Consider the following 24,448-nt stretch of genomic DNA (forward strand, 5'->3'; position numbering starts at 1 on the left):
TGTGCGCATGAACGTACGGCGTAGGAACCATGTGTCGGTGACCGGACGAGCCGGTGCCCCGGTGGTGATGCTCGCGCACGGTTTCGGGTGCGACCAGAACCTCTGGCGGCTGGTGACGCCGGCCCTGGAGCGCGATTTCACCGTGGTCCGCTTCGACCACGTGGGCGCGGGGAACTCCGACCTGTCGGCGTGGAGCCCGGAGCGGTACGCGACGCTGGACGGATACGCCGACGACGTACTGGAACTCTGCCGCGAGCTGGCGCTCGGTCCGGTGACGTTCGTCGGGCACTCGGTGAGCGCGATGATGGGCGTGCTCGCCGCCGCCCGGGAACCCAAGGCGTTCGCGGGACTGGTGCTCCTCGCGCCCTCGCCCTGTTTCGTCGACGACCCGAAGACCGGATACCGGGGCGGGTTCAGTTCCGAGGACATCGAGGAGCTGCTCGAGTCGCTGGAAGCGAACTACCTGGGCTGGTCGGGCGCGATGGCGCCGGTCATCATGGGCAATCCCGAGCGGCCCGAACTGGGTGAGGAGCTGACCAACAGCTTCTGCCGCACGGACCCGGCCATCGCCCGGGTCTTCGCCCGGGTGACGTTCCTGTCCGACAACCGCGCCGACCTCGCGTCGGTGGCCGTGCCGACGCTGGTGGCCCAGTGCTCGAGCGACGCGATCGCCCCGCCGGAGGTGGGCGCCTTCGTCCACGCGCGGATCCCCGGCAGCCGCCTCGTCACACTGAACGCCACCGGGCACTGCCCGCAGCTCGCCGCCCCCGAGGAGACCGCCTCGGCGATCACCACGTTCGTGAAGGGGCTGCCGGACGATGGGCCAGGCAAGTGATCATGACGAGTGCGGCACGGACGGCGGACCGGTGGACGAACAGGCCCAGTTCTCGGCCCTCCTGGAGGACAGTGCCGAGGACCTGTACGAGCACGCGCCCTGCGGCTACCTCTCCACCCTGCTGGACGGCAGGATCGCGAAGGTCAACACGACGCTCCTGAACTGGCTCGGCTACCGGCGCGACGACCTGCTGGGACGCAAGCACTTCTCCGACCTGCTCACCGTCGGGGGCCGGCTCTACCACGAGACCCACTTCGCGCCCCTGCTGCGCCTGCAGGGTGAGGTGAGCGGCATCGCCCTCGAACTCAAGGCGGCCGACGGCTCCCGGCTGCCGGTCCTGGTCACCTCCACCGTGAAGACGGGCGGCGACGGACAGCCGCTCCTGATCCGTACGACGCTCTTCGACGCCCGCGACCGCCGCGCCTACGAGACCGAACTTCTGCGCGCCCGCAAGGAGGCCGAGCAGGAACGTGAGCGCCTGCAGAAGCTGGCCACCACGCTGCAGCAGACCCTGCTCCCGCCCGCGCTCGCGAACGTGCCCGGTCTTGAGGTCTCCGCGTACTACCACATCGCCTCCGTCGACCAGGTCGGCGGCGACTTCTACGACCTGTTCCCGCTGGCCGCGGGGACCTGGGGCCTCTTCATGGGCGACGTGTGCGGCAAGGGCGCCGCCGCGGCGGCCGTCACCTCCCTGGCGCGCTACACACTGCGGGCCGCCGCGGTGTACGACCCCGAACCCGCCGCCGTCCTGGACAACCTCAACACCGTCCTCAACCACGAGTACAACGGCACCGACCCGCGCTTCTGCACCGTCGTCTTCGGCCTGCTCACCCCCGACCACGAACGCGGCGGATTCCGCATCACCCTGGCCGGCGGCGGACATCCTCCGGCGCTGCTCATGCGCGCCGACGGCACGGCCGACATCCTGCCCACCCCCGGCGGCCAGCTCATCGGCGCGCTGCCCGACGCCCACATCGCCACCACGGCCGTGCACCTGGCTCCCGGCGACACCCTCCTGCTGCACACCGACGGCCTCACCGAGGCCCACACCGACGCCGTCGGCGGTCGCTACGGCGACGACGCCCTGCTCGGCTTCGCCCGCGAACTCGCCCCCACCACCGCGTCGGACAGCATCCGAGCGGTCCGCGCCCTGCTCGACACCTTCGGCACCGGCTTGGACGACGACGCCGCGGTCCTGGCCATCCACGTGCCCCGAACCCCCAGTGATGAGCAGCAGTGACCCAGCATCTGACCCTGCACACCCGCACCACCCGCGAGGGCGCGGTCATCGAACTCGCCGGCGAACTGGACTTTCACACCGCCGACCAGGTCCGCGCCCAGCTGATCGGCCTCGACCTGCCCCCGGGCGGACAGCTCGTCCTCGACCTCGGCGGCGTCACCTTCTGCGACTCCACCGGCATCACGGTGCTCATCGCGGCCCGCAACCACGCCCTGGCCACCGACGCGGGCATCGCGCTGGCCGCCGTCCCCGACCCCGTCGGCCGCATCTTCCGCATGGTGGGCCTGGACGAGGTGTTCCCCTCCCACCCCACCGTCGAGGCCGCCGAAGCCGCCTGGCGTCCCACCGGCTGAGGGTGCTGCCGGGCACCGCGTCGGCACGCCGGGATCCGATGCGAACCCGGCGTGTTTGCCTCGCCACGGTGCGGGCACTCGGGCCTCAGATTGGGGCGCCCCCGGACGACGCCCCGTCATCGGAGGACGCCATGATCATCCTTGGAGTCATTCTGCTCGTCGTCGGTCTCGTGGCCGGAATCGGGATCCTGTGGACCATCGGCGTGATCCTGGTGGCCGTCGGTGCCCTGCTCTGGATCCTGGGAGCGGTGGGCCGTGAGGTCGGCGGGCGTCGGCACTACTGGTGACCGTCGCGTCGATCGTGACCGTTCCCTTCCTCGTCGCCCGCGGGATCAGCTGAGCGACCGCGGCCCCCCACCGCGTTGAGGCGGGCCGCCTGGCGTGTCAGATGGTCCCGTTCGGCGAGGTTCGATGCCTGGCGGGCCGCCTCGGTGTACAGCCGTGCCGCTGTCTCCGGGGCGCCGTCGCGCTCGTGGAGGTAGGCGGCCACGGCGGTGTGACGCGGGAGCGTGTCGTCCAGTCGCGCGAGCGCCGCCAGACCGGCGCGCGGACCGTCGGCCTCGCCGACGGCGACCGCGCGGTTGAGGCGGACGACGGGGCTGTCGGTCAGCCGGGCGAGTTCGTCGTACCACTCGACGATCTGCACCCAGTCCGTCTCGTCCGCTGTCTGCGCGTCCGCGTGGAGGGCCGCGATGGCGGCCTGGGCCTGGTACTCGCCCAGCCGGTCACGGGCGAGGGCGAACTGGAGGATCCCGATCCCCTCGGCGATCATCGTGGTGTCCCAACGGGTGCGGTCCTGTTCGGCGAGGGCCATGAGGCTGCCGTCGGGCGCCGTGCGGGCGGCGCGCCGGGCGTGGTGGAGCAGCATGAGGGCGAGCAGGCCCGCCACCTCGGGATGGTCGACCGCGGCCGCGAGCTGCCGGGTGAGGCGGACGGCCTCGGCGACGAGGTCCACGTCTCCCGAGTAGCCCTCGTTGAAGACCAGATAGAGGACCCGTAGCACGGTGGCGACGTCGCCGGGCCGGTCGAACCGGACGCCCGAGACGGTGCGCTTGGCCCGGCTGATGCGCTGCGCCATGGTGGCCTCGGGCACGAGGTAGGCCTGGGCGATCTGGCGGGTGGTCAGGCCGCCGACGGCCCGCAGCGTCAGTGCGACCGCAGACGACGGCGTCAGCGAGGGGTGCGCGCACAGGAAGTAGAGCTGGAGCGTGTCGTCCACGGCGGGCACGGTGTCGGGCGCCGGTTCCTCGTCGAGGGTCTCCTCGCGGCGACGGCGGGCGGTGTCCGCTCGCGTCACGTCGAGGAACTTGCGCCAGGCGACGGTGACCAGCCACCCCTTCGGGTCCCGCGGCGGATCGGCGGGCCAGACGCGGACCGCCTCGATCAGCGCGTCCTGCACGGCGTCCTCGGCCGCCGCGAAGTCGGCTCCGCGGCGGACGAGGATCCCGAGCACCCTCGGGCTGAGGCTCCGGAGTTGGAACTCGTCCATCTCCGAGGTCACTCCGTGACGGTGGGATGCACGCCCAGGAAGGGGCGCAGCTCCAGCCACTCGTGGATCGGCCTTCCGCCGGCTCCCGGTGCGGCCGACAGTTCGCCTGCCAGCTCGACGGCGCGGTCGTAGGAGTCGACGTCGATGATCATCCAGCCGGCGATGACGTCCTTGGTCTCGGCGAACGGGCCGTCGGTGACCGGCGGGCGGCCTTCGCCGTCGTAGCGCACGAACGTCCCCTCGGGGGCGAGCGCCTGCGCGTCGACGAACTCCCCGGTCGTCTCCAGCCGCGCGGCGAAGTCGTTCATGTACCGCACGTGGGCCGAGATCTCGTCCGGCGTCCATTCGGACATCGGCACGTCGTTGGCCGGGGCCGGGGCGCCGCGGTAGTGCTTGAGCAACAGGTACTTGGCCATCGTGCTCTCCTCCGTACTGGTGCGACCCATTGTGGTCGCGGTCACGGCTGGGACGGAGCGGACCACGAGTTCTCGACATCACCGGGCAGGAGTTTCTCCTCGGCCGACAAAAGGGCGCCCCTCGATCCTGGTCGAGGGGCGCCCTTCCGTACGCAGGTGGTGCCGACTATCGCTCGTCGCGGAGTGAGTCGCGGGCTCCGGCGGCCTTGTCCTGGGCCTTCTCGGCGACGTCGCGGACGTTGCCCTTGGCCTGGTCGGTCTTGCCCTCGGCCTGCATGCGGTCGTTGCCGGTGGCCTTGCCGACCATTTCCTTGGCCTTGCCCTTGGCCTTGTCCACGGAACTCTTGCCCATGATCACTCCTTGGTTGGGGGTGGTACGCGAGCCACGCTAGGGAGGGTCCGGGCGCGCCGCATCCGGAGCGGGCGCCGCGCTCGTCGTCGCGGACGGATATCTCCTCTCCCCCGGGAGACGTCATCGGGCGCTCCCGCCGCCGACAGGGCCCCGGATTTCGGCCTGCGCCCGCCTCTTGCGTCTGGACTTGCTGGTCCAATTTTCGAGTCGTACGTTGACGCAAGTGCCCTGTATGTCAGGGCCCCGTTCGGCCGAAGGCGCTGAGCCGTTCGGCCGTCCGGGTTCACGGTGCAGAACGAACGCAACGGAGTGGATCATGTCGATGCGGCTTGAGGGCAGGACCGCCCTGGTGACCGGAGCGACCAGCAACATCGGGCGGGCGATCGCGGAGGCCTTCGGCGCCCAGGGGGCGCACGTAGCCGTTTCCGGACGGAGCGCCGAACGGGGCAAGGAGGTCGTCGACGGGATCCGCGCACGCGGTGGGCGGGCGGACTTCGTGCGGGCCGACCTGGACGGCAGCGCCGCGGCCTCGCGCGCCTTGGCCGAGGAGGCGACCCGGGTCCTGGGCGGCCGGATCGACGTCCTGGTCAACAACGCCGGCATCTACCCCGCCGACTCCACGACGACGACCGACGAGAAGACCTTCGACCAGGTCTACGCGGTGAACGTGAAAGCGCCGTTCTTCCTGACGGCGGCCGTCGCTCCCGCCATGGTGGAGGCCGGCGGCGGATCGGTCATCAACCTGGGTTCCTGGATCGCCCGCCTCGGCATTCCGATCGGCGCCCTCTACAGCTCCACCAAGGGAGCCGTGGAGACGCTGACCCGGGCCTGGGCGGCGGAGTACGGGCCGCAGGGTGTCCGCGTGAACGCCATCTCGCCGGGCGTGGTGCTGACGCCGACCCCGGGAGAGGAGCACCCCGCCGAGGTCATGATGAAGGGGACTCCCGCGAACCGGATGGGAAGCCCCGAAGACATCGCCAACGCCGCCGTGTACCTGGCGTCCGACGAGTCCGCCTTCGTGCACGGCATCGTGCTCGACGTCGACGGCGGCCGCACGACGGCCGCCGTCATCGCCGCCTGACATCCGGCGAGCACATCTCCACACGGCCGCTCCGCGGAGTGGTCCCGGCGGCGGACGGCACGCAGGTCACTCCGGGGCGCGGCCTGCGTGCCTCAGGTCGTCGATCCCCTGGTCGAGAGCGGCGCGCAGGTGGGCGGACCCTCCCGTGGACAACAGGATGGACACGCCTCCCTGGATCGCGGCCAGCAGCGACGCGGCCCGCCGGTCGACGTCGAGGTCGGCGGGCAGGCTGCCGGCCGCCTGGAGTGCCCTGACGCCCGCCGCGAGGCTCTCCTGCCAGCGCCGCATCAGCTCGATCACGATCGCGCGCGTCCCCGGGGTCGACCGCCCGATCTGAAGGAACAGCGACCCGAGCGGACACTGGTCCCCCTGGTCCTCGTAGCGCTTGACCACCACGTCCCGCCACCGGCTCCAGGCGTCCCACGAGTCGAGGCAGCTGAGATAGGGCTCCTGGTCCTCCAGGACCTGCTCCGCCTCGAACCGGGCGACCGCGACGAGGAGTTCGTCCTTGCCCGTCGGGAAGTAGTGGAAGAGCTGGCTCTTGCTGGTGCGGGTCCGCGCCATCACGTCGTCCAGGGTGGCCGAGGAGACCCCCTTCTCCCGCAGGACCTCCGCGGCGCCCTCGACGATCCGGCTCCGCGTCGCCTTCCCCTTGGCCGTCAGCTCTCCGCGCATGCCGCCTACCTCCGACGAATGGACCACCTGGTCCATCGTACGGACTCGCCAGGCGTTCACCCCGGCCGTCGCCGAGAGCCCGGCCAGGGTCCGCGGTACGCAGCCTGCCGCACGCCCACCCGCTACGTGAGGGGGCGGTCCACCAGGTCGCCACCGGGCACGTCCCGCAGCGCGATGCGAGCCGTGATCCGCTTGCCCACCGCCTCGCGCTGCACCTCGAAGCTGTCGGCCACGGCCTTCACGATCTCCAGGCCGTGCTGCCCGACACGGTCCGGGTCGGCGGCCCGCGCCACCGGCAGCACCGGGTCGCTGTCCCACACCACGACGTCCACCATCGCCTCGGCGATGCGCAGCTCCATGAGGACAGGACCGGGGGCGTACTTGCGGGCGTTGGTGACCAGCTCGCTCACCACCAGTTGCGCCATGCCGAGAGCGCGGGCGGAGACCGGCAGGCCGAGATCCGTCTGCGCTCGGGCAAGAAAAGCCGCCGTCAGATGGCGGGCTTGGGCGATACTGCCTCCCTCACCGTCCAACGCGACGGTCTGCCGCAACACCGGTGCACCTGGCACCTCATCGTCTTCATTTCCGGGAACTGGCCCCAATGCATTCAACTTTCGACCCCGTGTACAGCGCCTGGTGCGTGTACCCGCCCACTTGCATTACACACCCTTGGCCCCGGGCATGAACCAGGAGGATGCTCAGCTCCGTACCATCGGGGTGGCCATCAACGTACGTCCCGGCCCAAAGCGAGCGCAGTCGAGGAAACGGTGACAGAGACCGACAAAACATCACAGGACAGTCGGCTGTCCGTGGACTTCTCCACGGCGGACGGCGTCCGGATCGTCGCCCTGCACGGCGAGATCGACCACAACAGCCGCGGTCTCCTCGGCGAAGCCCTGCTCCCGTCCCCGGACGGGGAGACGCCCCGGACCGTCGCCGACCTCTCCGACGTCACCTTCATGGACTCCAGCGGGATCAACATCCTCATCGTCGCCCACCGCGCGTCCGAGGAGGCGCAGGGCTGGCTGCGCCTGGCCGCCCCGCAGCAGACCGTGCTGCGCGTCCTGCAGCTCGTCGGCGTCGACACCGTCATCTCCTGCTACGCCTCGGTCCAGCAGGCCCTGGACGAAACGGCCGGCTGACCGCATCGCGCCGAGCCAGGGCTCCGGAGCGGTCAGAGGCTGGTGAGCAGGTCGTCGAGAGGGGCGGGTACGCGGTCGGGATCGAGGGCCTCGACGAGGACGCGGCCGTACTGGATCTTGCGTCCCGACTTCGTGCCGAAGAAGCGGCGCAACCGCTGGTGGGCGGCGCGGTCGCGCTGTGCGGGCTGGCGCAGGAAGGTGACCAGGGGGCGCTGGTCACCTTCCGCCCGGACGAGCTCCTCCACCCGCGTCACACCGAGCGCGCGGATCAGCTCGTCCTCCAGATCCGCCGCGCAGACGAAGATCCCCGACTGCTGCGCGCCCGCCGCCTCGAAGGCGCGGGCGTAGTAGCCGCGCTCCGCCTCGTCGCACAGTCCTATGAGGCGCAGGCCCAGGCCGGGCGGCCCGAGAAGCCGGGCGAAACGACCGACGCTCATCGCGCCGCCCATGGACAGGACGCAGACTCCCTCGGCCGCCAGATTCCGCCCGCGGATCGCGGCCAGCGCGTCGACGGCCGCGACATCGCTCAGTCCTTCGAGCAGGACGACGGTCCTGACGGACAGCCGCTCCGCCAACTCGCGCGCCGCGTCACCGGGGCCCCCGGCCGCCCACGCGGTGACGGCTTCCCGGAACGCCCCCATGTCGGTCACGGGACGAGTCTGCGCCCTTCCCGGCGCGGGCGGTACGGAATTTCCGCCGGACCGCCGACCGACTACCCGGATCGAGCGCCGCGCCGAAGCTCCGATCCCCCGCGTCGACCGTGGTCGGCCTCCGTGGCGCTGCTCACGGCCGGCCCGGATGCCTGCCCGTCGGCGGGAACGCGAGTCCGGTCGGTGTGTTGAGGCCCGTCGCGGGAAGCGCGACCTGCCCGCCGCCCGTCTCCCGGACGCGGACCACGCGGTTGTTGAAGCCGTCGGCCACGTAGAGGCCGCCGCGGCCGTCGAGGGCGAGGCCGAGCGGGTCGCTCAGGCCGTCGGTCCGCACCGTGGTCTGCGCGCCGCCGCGCGCGGACACCTTCACGACACGGTTGTTGCCGCTGTCCGCGATGAAGAGGTCTCCGGCGGTGTTCAGGGCCAGTCCGGTGGGCTGGGACAGACCGTCCGTGGGAACCGTGGTCTGGCCGCCGCCGTTCGCGGCCACCTTCACCACCCGGTCGTTGACGAAGTCGGAGACGTAGAGGTCACCGCCCTTCGCCAGTGCGAGCCCCCAGGGGTGCAGGAGGCCCGTGGTGGGGACGGTCTTCTGGCCGCTCCCGTCGGCGGGCACCTTCACGACGCGGTCGTTGAAGCTGTCGGCGATGTAGAGGTTGCCGGGCGCGTCGACGGCGAGGCCCAGGGGGCGGGACAGGTCGGTGGTCGGGACGGTGGACTGCTCCCCGCCGTTCGCGGTGAGCTTGAGCACCCTGTTGTTGCCCGTGTCGGAGACGTAGAGGGTGCGGTGTGCGTCGAAGGCCAGGCCGGTGGGACGGACCACTCCGTCGAGGGGGACGGTGGTCTGGCCTCCCCCGTCGGCCGGGAGCCGGACCACACGGTCGTTGCCGTAGTCGGACACGTACAGCGCCGGTCTGCCGGCCGGCCGGCCGTCCTCCGGTGCCGTGCCCCCCGACGTCGCGCCGGCCGGTCCGATCGGCAGGGCGCACAGGGCGAGAACCCCTGCGGCGGCGGCCAGCCGGCGGCCCCAGCGCCGGGTGCGGCCGTCGGTCGGGGAGGCCTCGTGTGTCCCTGGTTCCGCTGTCGTGCGCTTCACGGTGCACCCATCTGTTCTCGACGGCCGACGCGTCGCCGGGCCCGTCTGCGGAAACGCTTGCCGCCACCCGGACGTACGCCGGCAGGGCCGGTACGCCGAGCGGTCACCCGGGAGCTGCCGGGAGCCTGTGCGGCAACGGCGGCCGAACGGTGGGCCGCATGATCCATGCCTTCCCCCAGGACGCCTGGCATCCCGCTCCCGTCGCCCGCTCGGCCGACCCGCGCGTCCGCCGCGAGGGTCACGCCAGAGGGGCCGCCGGACTGTCGTCGCCCCCGGCGTGAGCCGCCGAGACCTGGTACAGCTCCTTCGACGTGGTGATCAGTTCCTGCCGCTCCTCGCGGGAACCGACCATGGGCTGGGATCCGTTGAGCGGCACCTGTGCGCTCTCCGGCATGAACTTCACGGTCACCAGGCCGATCACGCCGGCGAGCATCAGGTAGTAGGCCGGCACGAGGTCGTTGCCGGTGACGTTGACGAGTGCCTCGGTGACCAGCGGGGTGGTACCGCCGAAGGCCGCGACGGCGAAGTTGAAGCCGATGCCCATCGCCGCGTACCGGATGGCCGTCGGGAACAGCGCCGGCAGGGTGGCGGCACTGGGCGCGGCGAAGAACGCCAGCAGCGTGGCCAGGATCAGCACCCCGCAGAGGGGCGGCCAGAAGCCGTCCATCTTGATCAGCTCGAAGGCGGGAATGGCGAGCAGGATCATGGCGACGGCGGAGAACCCGTAGATCGGACGTCTGCCGACCCGGTCGCTGAGGCGTCCGATGAAGGTGATGAGGACGACGATCCAGACCATGCCGATCAGCACCAGGAGATCGGCGCGACTGCTGGAACGGTTCAGCGTCTCCGTCTGATACGTCGGCAGGAAGCCGGTCACCATGTAGTTGGTGACGTTGTACAGCAGCACCAGGCCCATGCAGATCAGCAACGGACGCCAGTGGTCCTTGATGATGGACCTGAACTCGGTGCCCGCCGACTCCTGCGCGAGGCTCTTGTCGTGTTCGTCGAGCTGCTGCTGGAACGCCGGCGACTCCTCCAGCTTGAGTCGCATGTACAGGCCGATCACTCCGAGCGGGCCGGCGATCAGGAACGGCAGCCGCCAGCCCCACGCGATCATCTGGTCGTCGGTGAGCGCGAGGTTCAGGACGGTGACGAGGGCGGAGCCGAACGCGTAGCCGACGAAGGTGCCGAAGTCGAGCCAGCTGGAGAGGAACCCGCGCCGCCGGTCCGGCGAGTACTCGGCGACGAACGTGGTGGCCCCGCCGTACTCGCCGCCGGTCGAGAAGCCCTGCACCATCCGGGCGAGGAGCAGGAGGATGGGTGCGGCGATGCCGATCGTCGCGTAGCTCGGGATGAGGCCGATGGCGAAGGTGCCCAGCGCCATCATGATCATGGTGGTGGCGAGCACCTTCTGCCGGCCGAGGCGGTCACCCAGCGGGCCGAACACGAGACCGCCCAGAGGGCGGACGACGAACGCCGCCGCGAAGGTGGCGAACGACGAGACGACCTGCGCGCCCGGGGACGCGCCGGGGAAGAAGACCTTGCCGATCGTGGCGGCCAGATAGCTGTAGACGCCGAAGTCGAACCACTCCATGCAGTTGCCCAGCGCGGAGGCCCCGACCGCCCGTCGCAGCAGCGGCCCCTCGACGACCTGTACGTCGTCCTTCCGGAAGGCCCGTTTGTTGCGCCGCAACCGGTGGGTGAGGTCCTCCCGCACCTGCCGTGGCAGCCGGCCCACCGCTTTCGACATCTGAACCGGGCTGGGACGACCGGACGTCTCTCCGGACGCTGACTCGCCCACACCGCCACCCTCTTCCGTGCTTTTCACTCCTGCGAATACTGCGGCAGACACTTCTCCACCGCACGGCAACCCGCCGCGAAGACCGCGCCTACCCCGGGAGCGACGCGTAAACAGTCGCGGGGCACGTCGGTCTTCGCGCAAGAGGGAGACGGAGTGAACAGGTCCCGTGCACTTCTCCGCGCACGGGACCCCTCTCACAAGCGGGTCACAGGAGGTGGGCCACCGCGCGGACCGCCGCGTCGAAGGCGGCATGGGTGTAGCCGAACGCCTCGGCGTCGGAGTTCGCGATCGCGATCCGGCCGACGGGGCGGCGGGCCTTGGCGTACGGTCGCTGCGACTCGGGCTGGAACAGGGCGGCGTCGTCGAGCGAGTTGTACTCGTAGGCGTAGCCGTGGGCCCAGCGGTTGACCGTGACGGCCGTGATGTCGCGGGCCGGGTCGAAGCCGTATTCGCCCAGGGAGCGGGTCATCGAGTCGCGGATCTCGCGCTCGAAGTCCTCGAACGGCATCCTGATCAGGGTCCGCCGGCCCGCCTTGTGCTGATCGCGGCAGACGAGTCCGGGCGAGTTCGGGGTGGCGGACAGCGACACCACCGTGGGCAGTTCGGGGCGGTGCGGCATGGTGAAGTCACCGATGTCGGTGACGGTCGGAAGACCGAAGCTGGAGAAGAACATCGACGGCGTGCTGACGCGGGACACGCGGGCCTGCGCGAAGGCCCGCCAGTCGCGCAGCGCCACCCGGGCGTACACCAGGGGCACCTTGGTGCCGTAGCGCATCGCCGTGACCTGCTCGGCGGGCAACTCGGGCATGACGTACGAGGAGACGGAGTTCCAGCAGGCCATCACCACGCCCTTGGCGCGGACCCGATAGCTGCGGCCGCCCTTCGCGTAGTCGACCACCGCGCCGTGCCGGCCCTCGTTGCGGACCTGGAAGGCCGTGCTCCCCAGACGGATACGGACCGCGTTGTCCCGGTCGTCGAGTCGGGAGTAGTCCGCCCTCGCGGTGACGATCTCCCGCCAGTTGGGGCGGCGTTCGTCGAAGGCGTCGGGGACGAGCCTGCTGACCAGCAGGCGGGCGAGCGACGCGTTGCCCTCGGGGAAGTAGAAGTTGCCGTCCTCCTCGGTCTCGGCGAGGTGCATCAGCGGCGTCCTGCCCGCGCCCGGCCACGGAGTGTGCTCCAGGCCCAGGCCGCCGAAGCCCGGCTGGCCGGTCGCCCACGCGTCGGCGGCGGCGACCCGGTCGACGTTCACGCCCCACAGCCCGTTGGTACCGCGCTTGACGACCTCCAGTGCGTCGTCGTCGAGGCCGAGCTTCTCGCGCAGGTAGGTCTCGTACGGGGTGCGCGCGAGGATCTCCTTCTTCTGGGCGTCCGTCAGCCCGGGGTAGAAGTCCTCGGTCGTGGTGTAGAGACGGACCAGCGCGGCCCTGCTCGTCCCACTCATGGGGAGCTTGGTCGCGTACGACGCCCAGGACTCGCCGGACTCGCGGATGACCAGTTGGTCCTTGCCCCAGCGCTCGGAGTTGAACAGGGTGCCGCTGCGGAGCGCGTAGGGCGTGTAGGCGTCGCTCTTGACGGTGGCTTCCAGTGCCTTCAGGTCGACACCGAGGTCCTTGGTGAGCAGGTCGCGGGCCTCGCGTGACCACGTGCTCGGGGTGTCGATGTTGACGGTGCCGCCGTTGGACAGGAGCAGCGTACGGCCGACGTGGAACTCGTTGCGCCGGGCGTGGCCGCCGAAGTCGTCCAGGGCGTCGAGGATGAGGACGCGGGCTCTGGGACCCGCGTGTCTGCGGTAGAGGTGGGCAGCGGCCAGACCGCTGAGGCCGCCGCCGACCACGACCAGGTCGTAGGTCTCCCGGGTGTCGGATATGTGACCCGGGGCGAACGCCCCGTCGCGGACGGCGTGCGCCACGTCGTACGCGCCCGGTTGCTGGCCCCGCAGGCCGGTCGCGGTGGGCGGGTACGGCGCGTTCGGCCTGCCGTGCCCGTGCCCGTCGGCGTGTCCGTGCGGTGCGCCGGGCGACGCCTGCGCCGCACCCGGAAGGGCCATCGCCGCGGCCGCGCCGGCGGCGGTGACAGCCACCCCGTCGAGGAAGTCACGGCGCGTGATCTTCCGGCTCATACCAAGCTCGTGATCACTGAATCTGGGCATGCGAGACCCCTCACGTGGATCTACGGATTTCGGATCAGAAGTGCGTGGCCGGAATGCTATCCAGCCGTCTCGGTATTTATGAAGCACGAATTCCGTTGCGTACAAGGGAAGTTGCAACGAAATCAGCAATCGCGATCCCTCCTGTGGAGGCCTGCGCGCGGTCCGACCGGCACCGGAGCGACCGGTGTCGTCCCCGCCCGCCGAACGGCACCGGTGAAGGGACCTCCGACGGCACCGCGGGGACAGCCCGCCGTTCGGCGGGAGTTCCCCGCCGGATGGCGCTCCCGCCGCCCGGCGGGCCCGGTGCACCATGACGGCAGTGGTCACAGCGGTGTGACCGTCATGCAGGGAGAACCGATGACCGCCGTACCCTCCGCCGAGAACCAGCCCTTCCGGGTGGGCCCGCCCCCGCCGTTCGACCCGGAACTCGCCGCCGCCCTCGAGGTCATCGGCGAGCACCTGCCGCCCGCCCTGCACCCCGAGATGATTCCGGCGCTGCGCGAGGGAATGGCGACGCTGGAGGGAGCGGATCTCGACCTGACCCTGGACGGCGCCTTCGTCGTCGAGGAGCGCGCGGTTCCCGGACCGCAGGGATCCCCGGACATATCGCTGCTCATCTGCCGGCCCACCGGGACCGATCACGCCGTGCCCGTCGTCTACCACACGCACGGCGGCGGGATGGTCCTCGGCGACAACCGCACCGGGATCGCGGAGATCCTGGACTGGGCGCGGGAGCTGGGCATGGCGGTGGTGTCCGTCGAATACCGGCTCGCACCCGAGCACCCTCACCCGGCGCCCGTCGAGGACTGCTACGCGGGCCTGGTGTGGACGGACGAGCACGCCGCCGAGCTGGGCCTCGACGCACGCCGCGTCATCGTCGCCGGTGCCAGTGCCGGTGGCGGCCTCGCCGCCGCCGTCGCCCTGCTCGCCCGGGACCGCGGCGGTCCGGCGCTGCTGGGCCAGATCCTGCTCTGCCCCATGCTCGACGACCGCAACGACAGCCCGTCCAGCCACCAGATGTCCGGGGTGGGCGTGTGGGACCGCACGGCGAACGACACCGGGTGGACCGCCCTGCTCGGCGACGCCCGTGGCGGACCGGACGCCTCGGCCTACGCCGCCCCCGCACGCGCCGAGGACCTCACCGCCCTGCCCCCGGCGTTCATCGACGTCGGTTCGGCCGAGACGTTCCGCGACGAGAGCGTCGCGTACGCGAGCAGGATCTGGCAGGCGGGCGGGCGCGCCGAACTGCACGTCTGGCCGGGCGGCTTCCACGGATACGACCAGATGGCACCCCAGGCCGCTCTGTCGCAGGACACCAAGGCGGCCCGTCTGCGATGGCTGCGCAGACTGCTCGGGAACTGACGGCACCCGGCGTAAGTTGTCATCGAACGGCTGGGCAGCGGTGCCCCGGGGACGGAACGGGGATGAGCTACCGGCCGGAAATCGCCGGTGCGCCGGCCGCGCACCGGTGCGGTCGGCGAGCCGGTCAGCGCGTCCGGTGACGCCCGTACGAGGTGGCAATGCGGTGAAGGAACTGGCGGGCAGACTCGCTGCGCTCGACCCCGACGCGGGCGCCGCGCTGCGGGTGATCTCCTACTTCGACCGGCTGATCGAGGGCCGGGCCGGACTGGAGTCGCTGGTGCGGGGCGCGGCGGTGCTGGCCGACTGCCCCGCCCGGCTGGTGGACGAGGAGCGCGGTGTCCGGGTCCGGGTCGAACCGGACGGGCTGCGCCGTGACGAGGGTGGGCCGCTCGATCCGGAGTGGGCGTCGGCCTCTTTGACGCCGGGCGGGTCCGCGGCCGTGTGGCTGGAACGCACCGGTCCGACCGCCGGGGTGCACGCGATGGTCCTGGAGCGCGCCGCGGCGGCGGCCCGGGTCGTTCTGGACCGCACCCGCGGACGGGCGCCGGCGGACGCGGGTGTCGGCGACCCCGCCTCGGTCGAGGTACTCCTCGACGCCTCCGCGACGGAACACGCCCGGCACCGGGCCGCCGTCCGGCTCGGCCTGCGCGACGTGGCCGCGGCCCGGGTGGTGGTGACGGCGGAGGGCGGTCCACGCGTGGAAGCGGTCCCCGCCGCCGGTGACGGCTCCCCGAGCACCGGGCGTCGACGAGCCGGAGTCGGCCCGGCGGTGCCGGTGCGCGACCTTCCCGCGTCGTACGCCGCGGCCCGCACCGCCCTGCGCTTCACGGCGGAGGGCACCGATCAGGACCCGGGTCCGCGCACGGTGTACGCGGCCGAACTCGGCGGACTCGCGCTGCTCGCCGAGTCCGCCGACCCGGCCGCCGTACCGGACGTGGCGGCGCTGGACCGTGCCGTCGCCGCCGCACCCTGGGTGGCGAGCACCCTCAACGCGATCGCCTTCAGTACGAGTCTGCGGGCCGCGGCCGCGGACCTGAACGTGCACCATTCGACGCTCCAGGACCGTCTCGCCCAGGCCGAGCACTGGCTGGGCTGGCCGGTGCACGGGCCCCACGGCCGGCTCCGCCTCCAACTGGCCCTCGTCCTGCGCCGACTGCACCGGAATCCGCCGACCGCCTAGGCCGTGCTACTCCGCAGTGGGCTCCGGGTCCAGGGGGCGCAGGAATCGGCGTTCGTAGCGCTTGATGCAACGTGTCCGGCGGGCCAGTTCGAAGGCTTCCTGGCATTCCGGGTCGGTCGCGCTGTCCGTCCGGTAGCGCTCGTAGCGGGCGAGGTCCGGGAAGGAGAACAGGGCGTAGGCGATGTCGCTGTCGCCCTCGCTGGGCAGGAAGTAGCCGTGGTGCGTGCCGCCGAACCGGTTGACGAGGGTGATCCAGCGGCGACCGTACTCCTCGAAGTCGTCGAGGCGGTCGGGGTCGATCTCGTACTTCAGATGAACAGTGATCATGTGGTTCATAGTGCCTGGTCGCCGACGCGCCCTGTCGCCGGAGGGGGGCTCCACTCGCTTCGCCTGCGAGTCCGCCGCGGACACGGTCCGGCGTCCGCCCCGAGTCGGGACGGACGCCGGACGTCGCGTCATCGCCGTACGCACCCGCACGGCCTGCCGATCACGGCGGATCAGCGGTGTCCGGCGCCCCTGCCGAGGGTCTTGACGAGGGCCTGCGCCATGGCCTCCTCGCCCTTGGCGTTGGGGTGGGCGGGAGCGGCCGGTGAGGTCGGGCGCAGCGGCTCGATCCAGCGGTCGGCGGGTGCCTTGCACATGTCGTGGCCCACGGTCGGGCCGTACGTGTCCACGTAGTCGGCCCGGTTCAGCAGCGCCACCGCGCGCAGCATGACGTTGAGGTGCTTCTCCGTGTCGCGCAGGTACGGGAAGTCCTTCGCGGCGAACGGGACGGTGGGGTAGCAGCCGGTGCCGTCGTCGGGCAGCAGGTCCGGATAGCCGACGACGACCACGCGCGCGTGGGGTGCCTTGGCGTGCACGGCCCGCAGCACGCGGGCGACCTTGGGCGCGGTCTGGAGGATCTTCAGCGTCAACTGGTCGTAGCCCGCTGCCCCGTAGTACCGCTGACAGGGGTTGCCGGACAGGTCCTGCGCGCTGAGGCCGGCGCAGGTGCTGATGATCGAGCCGAAGCCGACGTCGTTTCCGCCGATCTGCACGGTCACGAGGTCGGTGTCCCGCTTCACCGCGTCGAGTTGGGGTCCGTTGGTCCCCTGTGCCTGCCACATCTCGGCGGTCGTCGCGCCGCCGCAACTGACGTCCGTGAACGACGTGACCTTGCGCTGGTTCGCGGTGATCGAGGGGTAGTTGTGGTCGGACCGGGCGCAGTTCGCGTCCACCTGTGTGGGGATCAGGGGGCCGGAGGTGTAGGAGTCACCCAGGGCGACGTAGTTGGAGCGAGGTGTTCCGTGGTGCTCCCCCGCCGTGGCGGAGGCCGTTCCGGTGGCGCCGACGGTGAGCGCGCAACTGCTCAGTACAGCAAGCGCCATGGCGGTGCGGCGCTTCGATATGGCCTCGCCCGGACGCGTCCGTTGCATCATCATGCCCCTCCCCTGAAGCCCTGACAGTCCACGGAACGTGGCAACGGCGACCACGGCGCACGGGATGTTCGAACGCACCGGGCCGCGCGGCGGCTCGTGCCCGGCGGACTCAACCTCGCCTGTATACCGGCCAGTAGACCGTTAGACCAGCGGTCGGGCGAACTCTGCTTGCACAAAGACGTGCAGGGGTCCGGCGGGGTGACGTCCTGCACACGTGCGCGTCGGCCCCCTTGGTCACCTGGCGTGACCGGTCGGTGTCAGTGCTCCCAGACGCCGGGCCCGCCGCCCCGCCACTCGATCCAGTCCGCGGTCCTGATGTCGGAGGCCTCGACGTCCTCCATGCCGGCGCGGCGGAGGAACTCGGCGACGTCGAGGAACGTGTAGGCCATCCCGACGAAGCCCTCATGGAGGCGCACTCTTCGGCCGCCGTCCGCGGTGGGCGGGTAGACGACGACGGGCTGATCGCTGGACATGCACCCAGGGTGCGGGCGCCGGGGGCGGCGCGCATCCGGAGTGGTGGTGCCGGGCGGTCGGGCGGCGTCCGATCGGGTGCACCACGGGCTCGGGACGGGCGCGGCGATGAGTTCGGTGCGGGAGATCGGTCGATATGAGGGAGAGGAAGGGAGTTCCCCATGCCGACGCAGGAACCCGCACAGCAGCCCGTCACCGAACTCGACGCCCGGTACAGCTCCGCGCTCAACCCGCGCCCTGGTGCCGAAGAGGTCGCCGCCACCGACTGGGCCGAGGCCCTGCGGGAGCTGGGGGCCGCCGAGATCTTCTGGTTGTCGACGGTCCGGCCCGACGGCCGGCTGCACGTCACCCCCGTGATCGCCGCCTGGCACGACGGGGTGCTGTACTTCTCCACCGGCCCTACCGAGCAGAAGGCGAAGAACCTGGCTCACCACGGTCACTGCGCGCTGACCACCGGGGCGAACTCGCTCACCGAAGGCCTCGACCTCGTCGTCGAGGGCACGGCCGAGCGGGTTGCCGACCCGGCTGTTCTGGAGGAGGTGATCACGGCGTACGAGGGTAAGTACGGAGCGCACATCACCTCGCCGGAGGGCACCTTCCACGGCATCGGCGACGGGTTCCGCAAGGGTGAGGTGGCGGTGTTCGCGGTGGCCCCGTCGACGGCGTACGGCTTCGGCCGGAACGACGGGGTGTTCACCCACACGCGGTGGTCGTTCTGAGGGAGGGGCCGGGACCGGGACGGCGGGTGGGCTGAGCCCGTGGGCCGGACCCGGTCGTCCGCGCGCCTCGGCCCTCTGGAGCGGCCCTGCCCCTGTGACGTCCTGCAGCCCTGCGGCCGGCCGGGTCAGTCACGCGAGGGCGGTGACTGGCCGGTCGGCGCGGGGCCGGACATCGGAGGGCCGGGCATCGCGGAACCGGAGATCGCGCGGCCCACCAGCAGCTGGAGCAGTCCGTTGACCACCAGCCCGAGCAGGCAGCCGATCGCGGTCCCGGCGGTGCCCGCGATCACCGCGCCCAGCCAGCCGTAGCCGCCGGCCAGCAGCGCCACGGTGGCGGCCGGCACCGGCCAGCCGAAGCCGGTCCCCCTCCTGTGCCGCGCGGTCCGCCGTCCGGGCGGCTCGTCCCAGGGCCACACCGGCGTCTCGGTCTCCCGCTCCGTGGGTGCCATCGGTCAGGCCGTGGCGATGCCGTCCAGCTTCCCGGCCTTCGCCTCCTCCACCAGGGAGGCGAACTGGTCGACGCTCATCTGGACGCGCTGGCCGAAGTCGTCCGTGAGCAGCACGCGGCGCTCCGCCGGGGCACCCGGGTCGACGAACAGTTGGGGGCAGCCGCAGTCGCAGTTCCCGCAGAACGTGGCCAGGGGCTCCAGACCGGTGATGTCACTCATCGTCAACTCCCTTTCGCAGGGCTCGCGGCCGCGGGTGTGTCGATCACCTGGGGCCTGTGGCTGCCCTGGGCATACCCGGGGCTCCCAGCGCCACGCGCCGGTGTACGGGGCGCCGGGAGCACGGTCCGCCGGGCCCATGCGCCCGTCCACCCCCGATGCTTCCGCTCCCCCGTGCCGTACGGGAACCAGGTCTGTCGACCGGGCGACCACCTGGGGAGGGCGTGCGACCTCGGGCACCTCGTCCGGAGCCAGGGCTCGACCGATGGCCGGCGCCCCCGCGCGGAGGCGCCGGCCATCACGTCATGCGGCCCTGACGGCGGGGCAGTCCGCTTCGGCGAGCAGGCGTTCGAGGGTGGCCCGGGCCCTTCCCACCCGGGAGCGGACGGTACCGATGGGGCAGCCGATGAAGCGGGCAGCGTCGTCGTAGGAGAGGCCCACGATCTGGGTCAGTACGAACGCCTCGCGGCGTTCGTCGGGCAGTGCCTCCAGCAGGTCCAGCAGCGCGACTCCGTCGTCGAAGCCGGGGAGACCGCAGGGCTGGGCCCGTTCCATGACCGCCTGCCAGTCGTGGGTGTCGGCCTGCCGGGGGCGCGCGGCGGCGCGGCGGAAGCTGTCGGCGACCGCTCGGCGGGCGATGGACAGCAGCCAGGTGCGTGCCGAGGCCCGCCCCTCGAAGCGCGGCAGGCTGGCGAAGGCCCGGACGAAGGTGTCCTGGGCGAGGTCCTGGGCGGTCTGGGGGTCGCCGCTGAGATGGGCGACGTAGCGCAGTACGTCGCCGTGCAGCGCGCGCACGAAGTGCTCGGCGGCGTGGGGGTCTCCGTCGCGTGCGGCCAGTGCCCAGGCGGTGGCGGAGGCGTCCGCCGCAGCGCGTGCCGTGGCGCGGGGAGCGGGCAGGACAGAAGTGATCACGTGATGTCCTTCTCGAGGTCATCCGGGGCCGACGTCCCGTGACGAGGCGTGGGGCTCCGGCACATGGGGTGCGCCGTACGCAATGGGTACGGCGATACCCGGGGCTCGTGGCGCGCTCGACGGACGTCACGGACGCGGTGTGCGTGCCGTCAGGGAGATCCGCCGCACGGGAGGGCGGCGGACGTCGAGAGGTGAGCCCCGGTGGATCCGGCTGTCTCAGGCGACAGCGGTACCCACGGGCGGTCCCCTGGAGGTGACGGCGTAACAGAGAAGGAAGCGGGCGAGGGAGGCCCGGCGCGCGGCGGTGCGGCGCGCGCGGACCGGCGGTCGGCCGCCCGGCACGGGCAGCGCCAGCAGCATCCGCAACGGGGCTGCCAGTCGGGCGGCGGCGGCCCGCAGGAGGCGGAAGACGGCGCGCTCGCCGTACGCCAGCCACAGCCCGCACAGGAGCGCGGCGAGGAGGTGGGCGGCCAGCATCCCGAGGGCGCTCCCGCCCATGCCGAGCATGTGCGCGTGCGGCGGACCGCCCGTGCCGTGTGCCGTGCGGCCCATGGATCCCATGTCCATGCGGGTCATGTCCATCGACCCCATGTCCATGGCGACCCCGTCGGCGGGTGCGAGCGCCGGGCCCGAGGTGGTCGTGGACATCGACTGGCCCAGCGCGAAGGTCTCGTGAAGCGCGGCCTGGGTGGCGACCACGGCCGTGACGATCAGGGCGCGACCGCGTTCACGGCCGGCCAGGAACCAGCCGGCTCCCGCGGTCGCCACGGCGCCGGCTGCCATGGTCCAACCGGGGACGGCGGAACCGGACATCATGGCGTGGCCGAGGGCGGCCAACACCACGCAGGCGGCGGCGAACACACCGGCCCGCAGCGTGCGGCACCACCCTCCGACAGTCATGACGCGCCCATCTTCGCACCCGGGATCCGATCGACATCAGGTGGTACGCGGGGGTGTGCGGGACCACCTCACTGGACTGACGGTGGCTCATGTCACACGCGGTGCCCGGAACTCGACGAGTCTCCGGGACGACTAGGAGAACGAGGCCGTTCCCGGGCGGACCACGACGGCGAACACCTCGATCCTGCCGCCGCGCCGGAAGTCGAGGGTGAAGGGCACGAGGTCGCCCGGACGCCAGCGGGCGGTTGCCGCGGAGACCGTCAGGTCCACCCCGTCGGGCGACATGGCGAGGGTGGTGCCCTCCCGTATCGCGACGGAGTCGATCGTCTCCCGGTGGGCCGCACCGCCGCCGGTCATCCGGTGCCGGGAGAGCGTGACGCCGCCCGGGACGTCGGGTGAGCTGACACTCAGGAGCCGGTCGGCCGAGCCGCCGTCGTTGCCGATGCGGAAGAACACCGCGGTCTCCGGCACACCGGCCGACGGCAGCAGCAACTGTCCCTCGGTGACGGCGACGTGCGCGGGGCTGCCCGCCTCGCCGGTCCGTACCCAGGTCGTCAGGAACGCCAGGGCCATGCTGCACGCGGCGACGGGAACGAGGACCGCGAGGGCGGCGTCCGTCAACCGCCGCCGGTCGCCGCCGAGGACACTCACCGCACGGGTGACCAGGCTCCTCATCGCACACCCGCCCTTGCCGGCCGGGTCGCGTGGCCTCGGCGGGCGGCGGCCGGTCCCCGCCGGGCCCGGGCGGGCTGCCAGGCGCGCAGGCGCAGGCTGTTGGCCACCACCAGGACCGAGCTGGCGGACATCGCGGCGGCGGCGACCATGGGGTTGAGCAGCCCGACCATGGCGAGCGGCACGGTGACGACGTTGTATCCGAAGGCCCACACCAGGTTGGCGCGGATCGTCCCCAGCGTGCGCCGGGCGAGGAGCACGGCGTCACCGAGGGCCTCGATGTCCCCGCGGACGAGTGTCAGGTCGGCGGCGCCGATCGCCACGTCGGTCCCGCCGCCCATGGCGATGCCGAGGTCGGCGCCGGCGAGCGCGGCGGCGTCGTTCACACCGTCGCCGACGACCGCGACCCGTCCGCCCTCCGCTCTCAACCGGCGGACCAACGCGGCCTTGTCCTCCGGGGAGCAGCGGGCGTGCACCTCGTCGATGCCCAGCGCCTCGGCCACGGCCCGCGCGGACGCCTCGTGGTCGCCGGTGGCGAGGACCGGGCGGATTCCGAGCCGGCGCAGCCGGTCGACGGCTCGGTAGCTGCCGGGCCGTAGGACGTCCCCGACCGCGATCAGCGCCTCGGCCCGGCCGTCCACGAGGATCAGGACGGGCGTGTGGGCGGCGGTCTCGGCGACGGTGAGGGCGTCCGCGAGGACCGGCGGCAGCGCACCCTCCGGAACCCGCACCTCGACCGTACGGCCCTCCACCCGGCCCCGTACCCCGTGCCCCGGAGTCGCGGTGAAGCCCTCGACGGCCGGACGCGTCGCGCCGTCGGCCGAGCGAAGGGCGTACGCGGTGACGGCCCGCCCCAGTGGGTGCTCCGAGCCCTGTTCCACCGCCGCCGCCAGCCGGAGCGCCGCCACCTGTCCGATGCCGTCGGGCGTCGCGGTGACCCGGGCGACGGTCATGTGACCGGACGTCAGGGTGCCGGTCTTGTCCAGGACGACGGTGTCCACGTGCCGGAGCGCCTCCAGGGTCCGCGGTCCGCTCACCAGTACGCCCAGTTGGGCCCCTCGGCCGGTCGCCGCCATCAGGGCCGTCGGGGTGGCCAGGCCCAGCGCGCAGGGGCAGGCGACGACGAGCACCGCGACACATGCGGTGATCGCCGCCTGTGGGTCGGCTCCGGCACCGAGCCAGAAGCCGAGGACGCTCACCGCGACGGTCAGGACGACCGGCACGAACACGCCGGCCACCGCGTCGGCGAGCCGCTGCGCACGGGCCTTGCCGGTCTGTGCGTCCGTCACGAGCCGGGTGATACGGGCGAGCCGGGTGTCCGCGCCGACGGCGGTGGCCCGTACGAGGAGCAGGCCGCCGGCGTTGACGGCGCCACCCACCAGGGCCGAACCGGGGTTCACCTCGACGGGCTCGCTCTCCCCCGTCACCAGCGAGAGGTCCAGGGCGGAGCTGCCCTCCGTCACCCGGCCGTCGGTGGCGACCCGCTCGCCGGGGCGCACGACGAACACCTGGCCCACCCGCAGCGCCTCGATGGGGATCGAGCGCTCGCCGTTCGCGCCGCGCACCGACACCTCCTTGACGGCCAGTTCCGCCAGGGACCGCAGGGCCGCGCCGGTGCCGCGACGAGCGCGTGCTTCCAGGAACCGTCCGGTCAGCACGAACAGCGGGACGCTCACCGCCGCTTCGAGGTAGACGTGCGCCGTCCCGTCCGAGGCGGAGGGCAGCAGGCTGAACGGCATCCGCATGCCGGGGTCGCCCGCTCCCCCGAAGAACAAGGCGTAGGCCGACCACGAGAAGGAGGCGACCACGCCCAGCGAGACGAGGGTGTCCATGGTGGCCGCGGAGTGCCGCAGCCCGCGTAGCGCTCGTTCGTGGAAGGGCCAGGCGCTCCACACGGCGACCGGGGCGGTCAACGCGAAACACAGCCACTGCCAGTTGCGGAACTGCAGGGCCGGCACCATGGACAGGGCGAGAACCGGGAGAGCCAGCAGGGCGGTGACCAGCAGTCGTTCGCGCTCCCGCCGGGACGCGGCCTCCGCGGTGTCGCTTCCATCGGGATCCGCGGGCACGTCCTCGCGGACGGGTGGTGCGGGCAGGGCAGCCTGGTAGCCGGCCTGTTCGACGGCCGTGACGAGGTCGTGCGGTGCCACGTCGTCGGGGTGGCTGACGCGGGCGAGGCCGGTGGCCAGGTTGACGGTCGCGGTGACGCCGTCCAGCTTCGCGAGCTTCTTCTCCACACGGCGGACGCAGGCCGCGCAGGTCATCCCGCCGACGGTGAGGTCGGTGACCGTCAGGCCGGTGGTCGGTTCGGTCGTCATCACTCACCGTGCCCCTGGGTCGTCCCCGGCATGTTCTCCATGTCGCCGTGCCCGTCGTCCCCGCCACCGCCACCGCCGGTCCCGTCACCGGTGCCCGACCCGGTCCGCGTGCCGTGCAGGCCGGGCGCGACCGGACCCGCGGCCGACCCCACGGCGAACGACGCCCAGAACGCCAGCGCGAGCAGCAGCAGGAACCCGCACAACGCGGGCGGAATCATGCCGCCCCGCGGGATCGCTCCCGCGGCGCGGGACGGCTGTCGGGACTCGGCCATGGTCGGCCTTCCTGGTTGTCTCGAACCCTGGTGCGGCACGCGGCAGTCGAAGGGCCGCGCCGGTTGAGAAGTCGGACGGCAGGGGCGCCGAGTTCCGACGACGAATTATGACGTGCGTCACACGCGCCACGGGCGTCTCACGCGCCCGGCGGCGGGTGGTGCGGCCAGGGAATCGTGTGTCGGCCCGCGCACACCGGCCGCGTCCGGTGTGCGAGGCCACAGTTCCGGCCAGTGGCTTAAACTTCTTGCCCCTTGCAGACGCTGGGCGTCATCCGGTCCC

The 24,448-nt window shown here is 72.1% G+C and carries 28 protein-coding genes; 9 read left to right on the plus strand and 19 right to left on the minus strand.

Annotated features, from left to right (window positions below; translation table 11 throughout):
* The first annotated feature begins 7 nt into the window (after positions 1-7).
* The 4 genes from AB0C62_RS16115 to AB0C62_RS16130 all read left to right on the plus strand — a co-directional run bounded on the left by AB0C62_RS16115 (position 8) and on the right by AB0C62_RS16130 (position 2,715).
* Positions 8-835 (plus strand): alpha/beta hydrolase, encoded by an 828-nt coding sequence (locus tag AB0C62_RS16115; protein WP_362973508.1) that lies wholly within the window; start codon positions 8-10, stop codon positions 833-835.
* A complete protein-coding gene (locus AB0C62_RS16120) occupies positions 819-2,075 on the plus strand; it encodes a SpoIIE family protein phosphatase (RefSeq protein ID WP_362973510.1) in 1,257 nt (418 codons plus the stop codon). The genes AB0C62_RS16115 and AB0C62_RS16120 overlap by 17 nt, the downstream gene beginning before the upstream one ends.
* The gene (locus AB0C62_RS16125; protein WP_362973512.1) at positions 2,072-2,428 is read left to right on the plus strand and encodes an STAS domain-containing protein; all 357 of its coding nucleotides are present in this window, start codon (positions 2,072-2,074) and stop codon (positions 2,426-2,428) included. Before AB0C62_RS16120 ends, AB0C62_RS16125 begins: the two co-directional genes overlap by 4 nt.
* A 131-nt stretch (positions 2,429-2,559) precedes the next feature.
* Entirely contained in the window at positions 2,560-2,715 is a 156-nt protein-coding gene (locus tag AB0C62_RS16130) for a DUF6131 family protein (RefSeq protein ID WP_179165558.1), read from the plus strand.
* Here AB0C62_RS16130 and AB0C62_RS16135 read toward each other — a convergent pair.
* The 3 genes from AB0C62_RS16135 to AB0C62_RS16145 form a co-directional block, all read right to left on the minus strand.
* Positions 2,706-3,917, minus strand: coding sequence for a DUF6596 domain-containing protein (locus AB0C62_RS16135; RefSeq protein WP_362973575.1), 1,212 nt, complete (start codon positions 3,915-3,917; stop codon positions 2,706-2,708). The two genes, AB0C62_RS16130 and AB0C62_RS16135, sit on opposite strands and share 10 nt — an antisense overlap.
* A gap of 8 nt (positions 3,918-3,925) precedes the next feature.
* A complete protein-coding gene (locus AB0C62_RS16140; RefSeq protein WP_362973577.1) occupies positions 3,926-4,333 on the minus strand; it encodes a YciI family protein in 408 nt (135 codons plus the stop codon).
* Positions 4,334-4,499: 166 nt separating this feature from the next.
* On the minus strand, positions 4,500-4,685 hold the full coding sequence (locus tag AB0C62_RS16145; RefSeq protein ID WP_362973514.1) for a CsbD family protein: 186 nt from the start codon (positions 4,683-4,685) through the stop codon (positions 4,500-4,502).
* 316 nt (positions 4,686-5,001) lie between these two features.
* Here AB0C62_RS16145 and AB0C62_RS16150 point away from each other — a divergent pair, with 316 nt between their 5' ends.
* Positions 5,002-5,766, plus strand: coding sequence for an SDR family oxidoreductase (locus tag AB0C62_RS16150; RefSeq protein WP_362973516.1), 765 nt, complete (start codon positions 5,002-5,004; stop codon positions 5,764-5,766).
* Positions 5,767-5,832: 66 nt separating this feature from the next.
* Here AB0C62_RS16150 and AB0C62_RS16155 read toward each other — a convergent pair whose 3' ends face one another.
* Positions 5,833-6,441 carry a TetR/AcrR family transcriptional regulator gene (locus AB0C62_RS16155; RefSeq protein ID WP_362973518.1) on the minus strand — a complete coding sequence of 203 codons (609 nt, stop codon included), beginning with the start codon at positions 6,439-6,441 and terminating at the stop codon, positions 5,833-5,835.
* 122 nt (positions 6,442-6,563) lie between these two features.
* Complete coding sequence (locus AB0C62_RS16160; protein ID WP_362973520.1) at positions 6,564-6,995, minus strand: ATP-binding protein; 432 nt, start codon at positions 6,993-6,995, stop codon at positions 6,564-6,566.
* 213 nt (positions 6,996-7,208) lie between these two features.
* Here AB0C62_RS16160 and AB0C62_RS16165 point away from each other — a divergent pair, with 213 nt between their 5' ends.
* Complete coding sequence (locus tag AB0C62_RS16165; protein WP_362973522.1) at positions 7,209-7,583, plus strand: STAS domain-containing protein; 375 nt, start codon at positions 7,209-7,211, stop codon at positions 7,581-7,583.
* Positions 7,584-7,615: 32 nt separating this feature from the next.
* Here AB0C62_RS16165 and AB0C62_RS16170 read toward each other — a convergent pair whose 3' ends face one another.
* The 4 genes from AB0C62_RS16170 to AB0C62_RS16185 form a co-directional block, all read right to left on the minus strand.
* Positions 7,616-8,233 carry a TOPRIM nucleotidyl transferase/hydrolase domain-containing protein gene (locus AB0C62_RS16170; RefSeq protein ID WP_362973524.1) on the minus strand — a complete coding sequence of 206 codons (618 nt, stop codon included), beginning with the start codon at positions 8,231-8,233 and terminating at the stop codon, positions 7,616-7,618.
* A 133-nt stretch (positions 8,234-8,366) separates the two neighbouring features.
* Positions 8,367-9,329, minus strand: a complete 963-nt coding sequence (locus AB0C62_RS16175) for a hypothetical protein (RefSeq protein WP_362973526.1) — start codon at positions 9,327-9,329, stop codon at positions 8,367-8,369.
* Between the two features lie 238 nt (positions 9,330-9,567).
* On the minus strand, positions 9,568-11,079 hold the full coding sequence (locus tag AB0C62_RS16180; RefSeq protein ID WP_362973528.1) for an MFS transporter: 1,512 nt from the start codon (positions 11,077-11,079) through the stop codon (positions 9,568-9,570).
* A gap of 256 nt (positions 11,080-11,335) precedes the next feature.
* Positions 11,336-13,249, minus strand: coding sequence for an FAD/NAD(P)-binding protein (locus tag AB0C62_RS16185; protein WP_362973530.1), 1,914 nt, complete (start codon positions 13,247-13,249; stop codon positions 11,336-11,338).
* 387 nt (positions 13,250-13,636) lie between these two features.
* Between AB0C62_RS16185 and AB0C62_RS16190 the strand changes: the two genes are divergently transcribed.
* Together AB0C62_RS16190 and AB0C62_RS16195 are read left to right on the plus strand one after the other, a co-directional pair.
* Positions 13,637-14,641 (plus strand): alpha/beta hydrolase, encoded by a 1,005-nt coding sequence (locus AB0C62_RS16190; RefSeq protein ID WP_362973531.1) that lies wholly within the window; start codon positions 13,637-13,639, stop codon positions 14,639-14,641.
* Positions 14,642-14,804: 163 nt separating this feature from the next.
* Positions 14,805-15,821, plus strand: coding sequence for a helix-turn-helix domain-containing protein (locus AB0C62_RS16195; RefSeq protein ID WP_362973532.1), 1,017 nt, complete (start codon positions 14,805-14,807; stop codon positions 15,819-15,821).
* Positions 15,822-15,827: 6 nt separating this feature from the next.
* Here the strand turns inward: AB0C62_RS16195 and AB0C62_RS16200 are convergent, their stop codons facing one another.
* The 3 genes from AB0C62_RS16200 to AB0C62_RS16210 form a co-directional block, all read right to left on the minus strand.
* Complete coding sequence (locus tag AB0C62_RS16200) at positions 15,828-16,148, minus strand: NIPSNAP family protein (protein WP_362973534.1); 321 nt, start codon at positions 16,146-16,148, stop codon at positions 15,828-15,830.
* A 170-nt stretch (positions 16,149-16,318) separates the two neighbouring features.
* Positions 16,319-17,239, minus strand: coding sequence for an SGNH/GDSL hydrolase family protein (locus AB0C62_RS16205; RefSeq protein ID WP_362973579.1), 921 nt, complete (start codon positions 17,237-17,239; stop codon positions 16,319-16,321).
* A 257-nt stretch (positions 17,240-17,496) separates the two neighbouring features.
* Positions 17,497-17,712: a hypothetical protein gene (locus tag AB0C62_RS16210; protein WP_362973536.1), complete on the minus strand. Its 216-nt coding sequence runs from the start codon at positions 17,710-17,712 to the stop codon at positions 17,497-17,499.
* 159 nt (positions 17,713-17,871) lie between these two features.
* On the opposite strand from AB0C62_RS16210, the gene AB0C62_RS16215 reads away from it, so the two are divergent.
* Positions 17,872-18,429, plus strand: a complete 558-nt coding sequence (locus AB0C62_RS16215) for a pyridoxamine 5'-phosphate oxidase family protein (protein ID WP_362973538.1) — start codon at positions 17,872-17,874, stop codon at positions 18,427-18,429.
* 125 nt (positions 18,430-18,554) lie between these two features.
* Here the strand turns inward: AB0C62_RS16215 and AB0C62_RS16220 are convergent, their stop codons facing one another.
* The 7 genes from AB0C62_RS16220 to AB0C62_RS16250 form a co-directional block, all read right to left on the minus strand.
* A complete protein-coding gene (locus tag AB0C62_RS16220; protein WP_362973540.1) occupies positions 18,555-18,878 on the minus strand; it encodes a hypothetical protein in 324 nt (107 codons plus the stop codon).
* Between the two features lie 3 nt (positions 18,879-18,881).
* The gene (locus AB0C62_RS16225; protein WP_355875214.1) at positions 18,882-19,097 is read right to left on the minus strand and encodes a hypothetical protein; all 216 of its coding nucleotides are present in this window, start codon (positions 19,095-19,097) and stop codon (positions 18,882-18,884) included.
* 300 nt (positions 19,098-19,397) lie between these two features.
* A complete protein-coding gene (locus tag AB0C62_RS16230) occupies positions 19,398-20,006 on the minus strand; it encodes a sigma-70 family RNA polymerase sigma factor (protein WP_362973542.1) in 609 nt (202 codons plus the stop codon).
* A 216-nt stretch (positions 20,007-20,222) separates the two neighbouring features.
* A complete protein-coding gene (locus AB0C62_RS16235; RefSeq protein ID WP_362973544.1) occupies positions 20,223-20,906 on the minus strand; it encodes a hypothetical protein in 684 nt (227 codons plus the stop codon).
* A gap of 132 nt (positions 20,907-21,038) precedes the next feature.
* Entirely contained in the window at positions 21,039-21,581 is a 543-nt protein-coding gene (locus tag AB0C62_RS16240) for a copper chaperone PCu(A)C (RefSeq protein WP_362973546.1), read from the minus strand.
* Positions 21,578-23,896: a heavy metal translocating P-type ATPase gene (locus tag AB0C62_RS16245; protein WP_362973547.1), complete on the minus strand. Its 2,319-nt coding sequence runs from the start codon at positions 23,894-23,896 to the stop codon at positions 21,578-21,580. The genes AB0C62_RS16240 and AB0C62_RS16245 overlap by 4 nt, the downstream gene beginning before the upstream one ends.
* Positions 23,896-24,168: a hypothetical protein gene (locus AB0C62_RS16250; protein WP_362973549.1), complete on the minus strand. Its 273-nt coding sequence runs from the start codon at positions 24,166-24,168 to the stop codon at positions 23,896-23,898. Before AB0C62_RS16250 ends, AB0C62_RS16245 begins: the two co-directional genes overlap by 1 nt.
* Between the last annotated feature and the right edge of the window lie 280 nt (positions 24,169-24,448).

This window comes from Streptomyces sp. NPDC048643 (assembly GCF_040650615.1).
Taxonomy (GTDB): domain Bacteria; phylum Actinomycetota; class Actinomycetes; order Streptomycetales; family Streptomycetaceae; genus Streptomyces.

What these genes read in the sequence shown, in the direction of transcription:
- AB0C62_RS16155 (WP_362973518.1), bottom strand. Translation starts at nt 6,441, where the DNA reads ATGCGCGGAGAGCTGACGGCCAAGGGGAAGGCGACGCGGAGCCGGATC.
- AB0C62_RS16180 (WP_362973528.1), bottom strand. Translation starts at nt 11,079, where the DNA reads ATGTCGAAAGCGGTGGGCCGGCTGCCACGGCAGGTGCGGGAGGACCTC.
- AB0C62_RS16140 (WP_362973577.1), bottom strand. Translation starts at nt 4,333, where the DNA reads ATGGCCAAGTACCTGTTGCTCAAGCACTACCGCGGCGCCCCGGCCCCG.
- AB0C62_RS16145 (WP_362973514.1), bottom strand. Translation starts at nt 4,685, where the DNA reads ATGGGCAAGAGTTCCGTGGACAAGGCCAAGGGCAAGGCCAAGGAAATG.
- AB0C62_RS16215 (WP_362973538.1), top strand. Translation starts at nt 17,872, where the DNA reads ATGCCGACGCAGGAACCCGCACAGCAGCCCGTCACCGAACTCGACGCC.
- AB0C62_RS16190 (WP_362973531.1), top strand. Translation starts at nt 13,637, where the DNA reads ATGACCGCCGTACCCTCCGCCGAGAACCAGCCCTTCCGGGTGGGCCCG.
- AB0C62_RS16130 (WP_179165558.1), top strand. Translation starts at nt 2,560, where the DNA reads ATGATCATCCTTGGAGTCATTCTGCTCGTCGTCGGTCTCGTGGCCGGA.
- AB0C62_RS16240 (WP_362973546.1), bottom strand. Translation starts at nt 21,581, where the DNA reads ATGAGGAGCCTGGTCACCCGTGCGGTGAGTGTCCTCGGCGGCGACCGG.
- AB0C62_RS16185 (WP_362973530.1), bottom strand. Translation starts at nt 13,249, where the DNA reads ATGAGCCGGAAGATCACGCGCCGTGACTTCCTCGACGGGGTGGCTGTC.
- AB0C62_RS16200 (WP_362973534.1), bottom strand. Translation starts at nt 16,148, where the DNA reads ATGATCACTGTTCATCTGAAGTACGAGATCGACCCCGACCGCCTCGAC.
- AB0C62_RS16115 (WP_362973508.1), top strand. Translation starts at nt 8, where the DNA reads ATGAACGTACGGCGTAGGAACCATGTGTCGGTGACCGGACGAGCCGGT.
- AB0C62_RS16250 (WP_362973549.1), bottom strand. Translation starts at nt 24,168, where the DNA reads ATGGCCGAGTCCCGACAGCCGTCCCGCGCCGCGGGAGCGATCCCGCGG.
- AB0C62_RS16205 (WP_362973579.1), bottom strand. Translation starts at nt 17,239, where the DNA reads ATGATGCAACGGACGCGTCCGGGCGAGGCCATATCGAAGCGCCGCACC.
- AB0C62_RS16135 (WP_362973575.1), bottom strand. Translation starts at nt 3,917, where the DNA reads ATGGACGAGTTCCAACTCCGGAGCCTCAGCCCGAGGGTGCTCGGGATC.
- AB0C62_RS16120 (WP_362973510.1), top strand. Translation starts at nt 819, where the DNA reads ATGGGCCAGGCAAGTGATCATGACGAGTGCGGCACGGACGGCGGACCG.
- AB0C62_RS16150 (WP_362973516.1), top strand. Translation starts at nt 5,002, where the DNA reads ATGTCGATGCGGCTTGAGGGCAGGACCGCCCTGGTGACCGGAGCGACC.
- AB0C62_RS16235 (WP_362973544.1), bottom strand. Translation starts at nt 20,906, where the DNA reads ATGACTGTCGGAGGGTGGTGCCGCACGCTGCGGGCCGGTGTGTTCGCC.
- AB0C62_RS16210 (WP_362973536.1), bottom strand. Translation starts at nt 17,712, where the DNA reads ATGTCCAGCGATCAGCCCGTCGTCGTCTACCCGCCCACCGCGGACGGC.
- AB0C62_RS16245 (WP_362973547.1), bottom strand. Translation starts at nt 23,896, where the DNA reads ATGACGACCGAACCGACCACCGGCCTGACGGTCACCGACCTCACCGTC.
- AB0C62_RS16225 (WP_355875214.1), bottom strand. Translation starts at nt 19,097, where the DNA reads ATGAGTGACATCACCGGTCTGGAGCCCCTGGCCACGTTCTGCGGGAAC.
- AB0C62_RS16220 (WP_362973540.1), bottom strand. Translation starts at nt 18,878, where the DNA reads ATGGCACCCACGGAGCGGGAGACCGAGACGCCGGTGTGGCCCTGGGAC.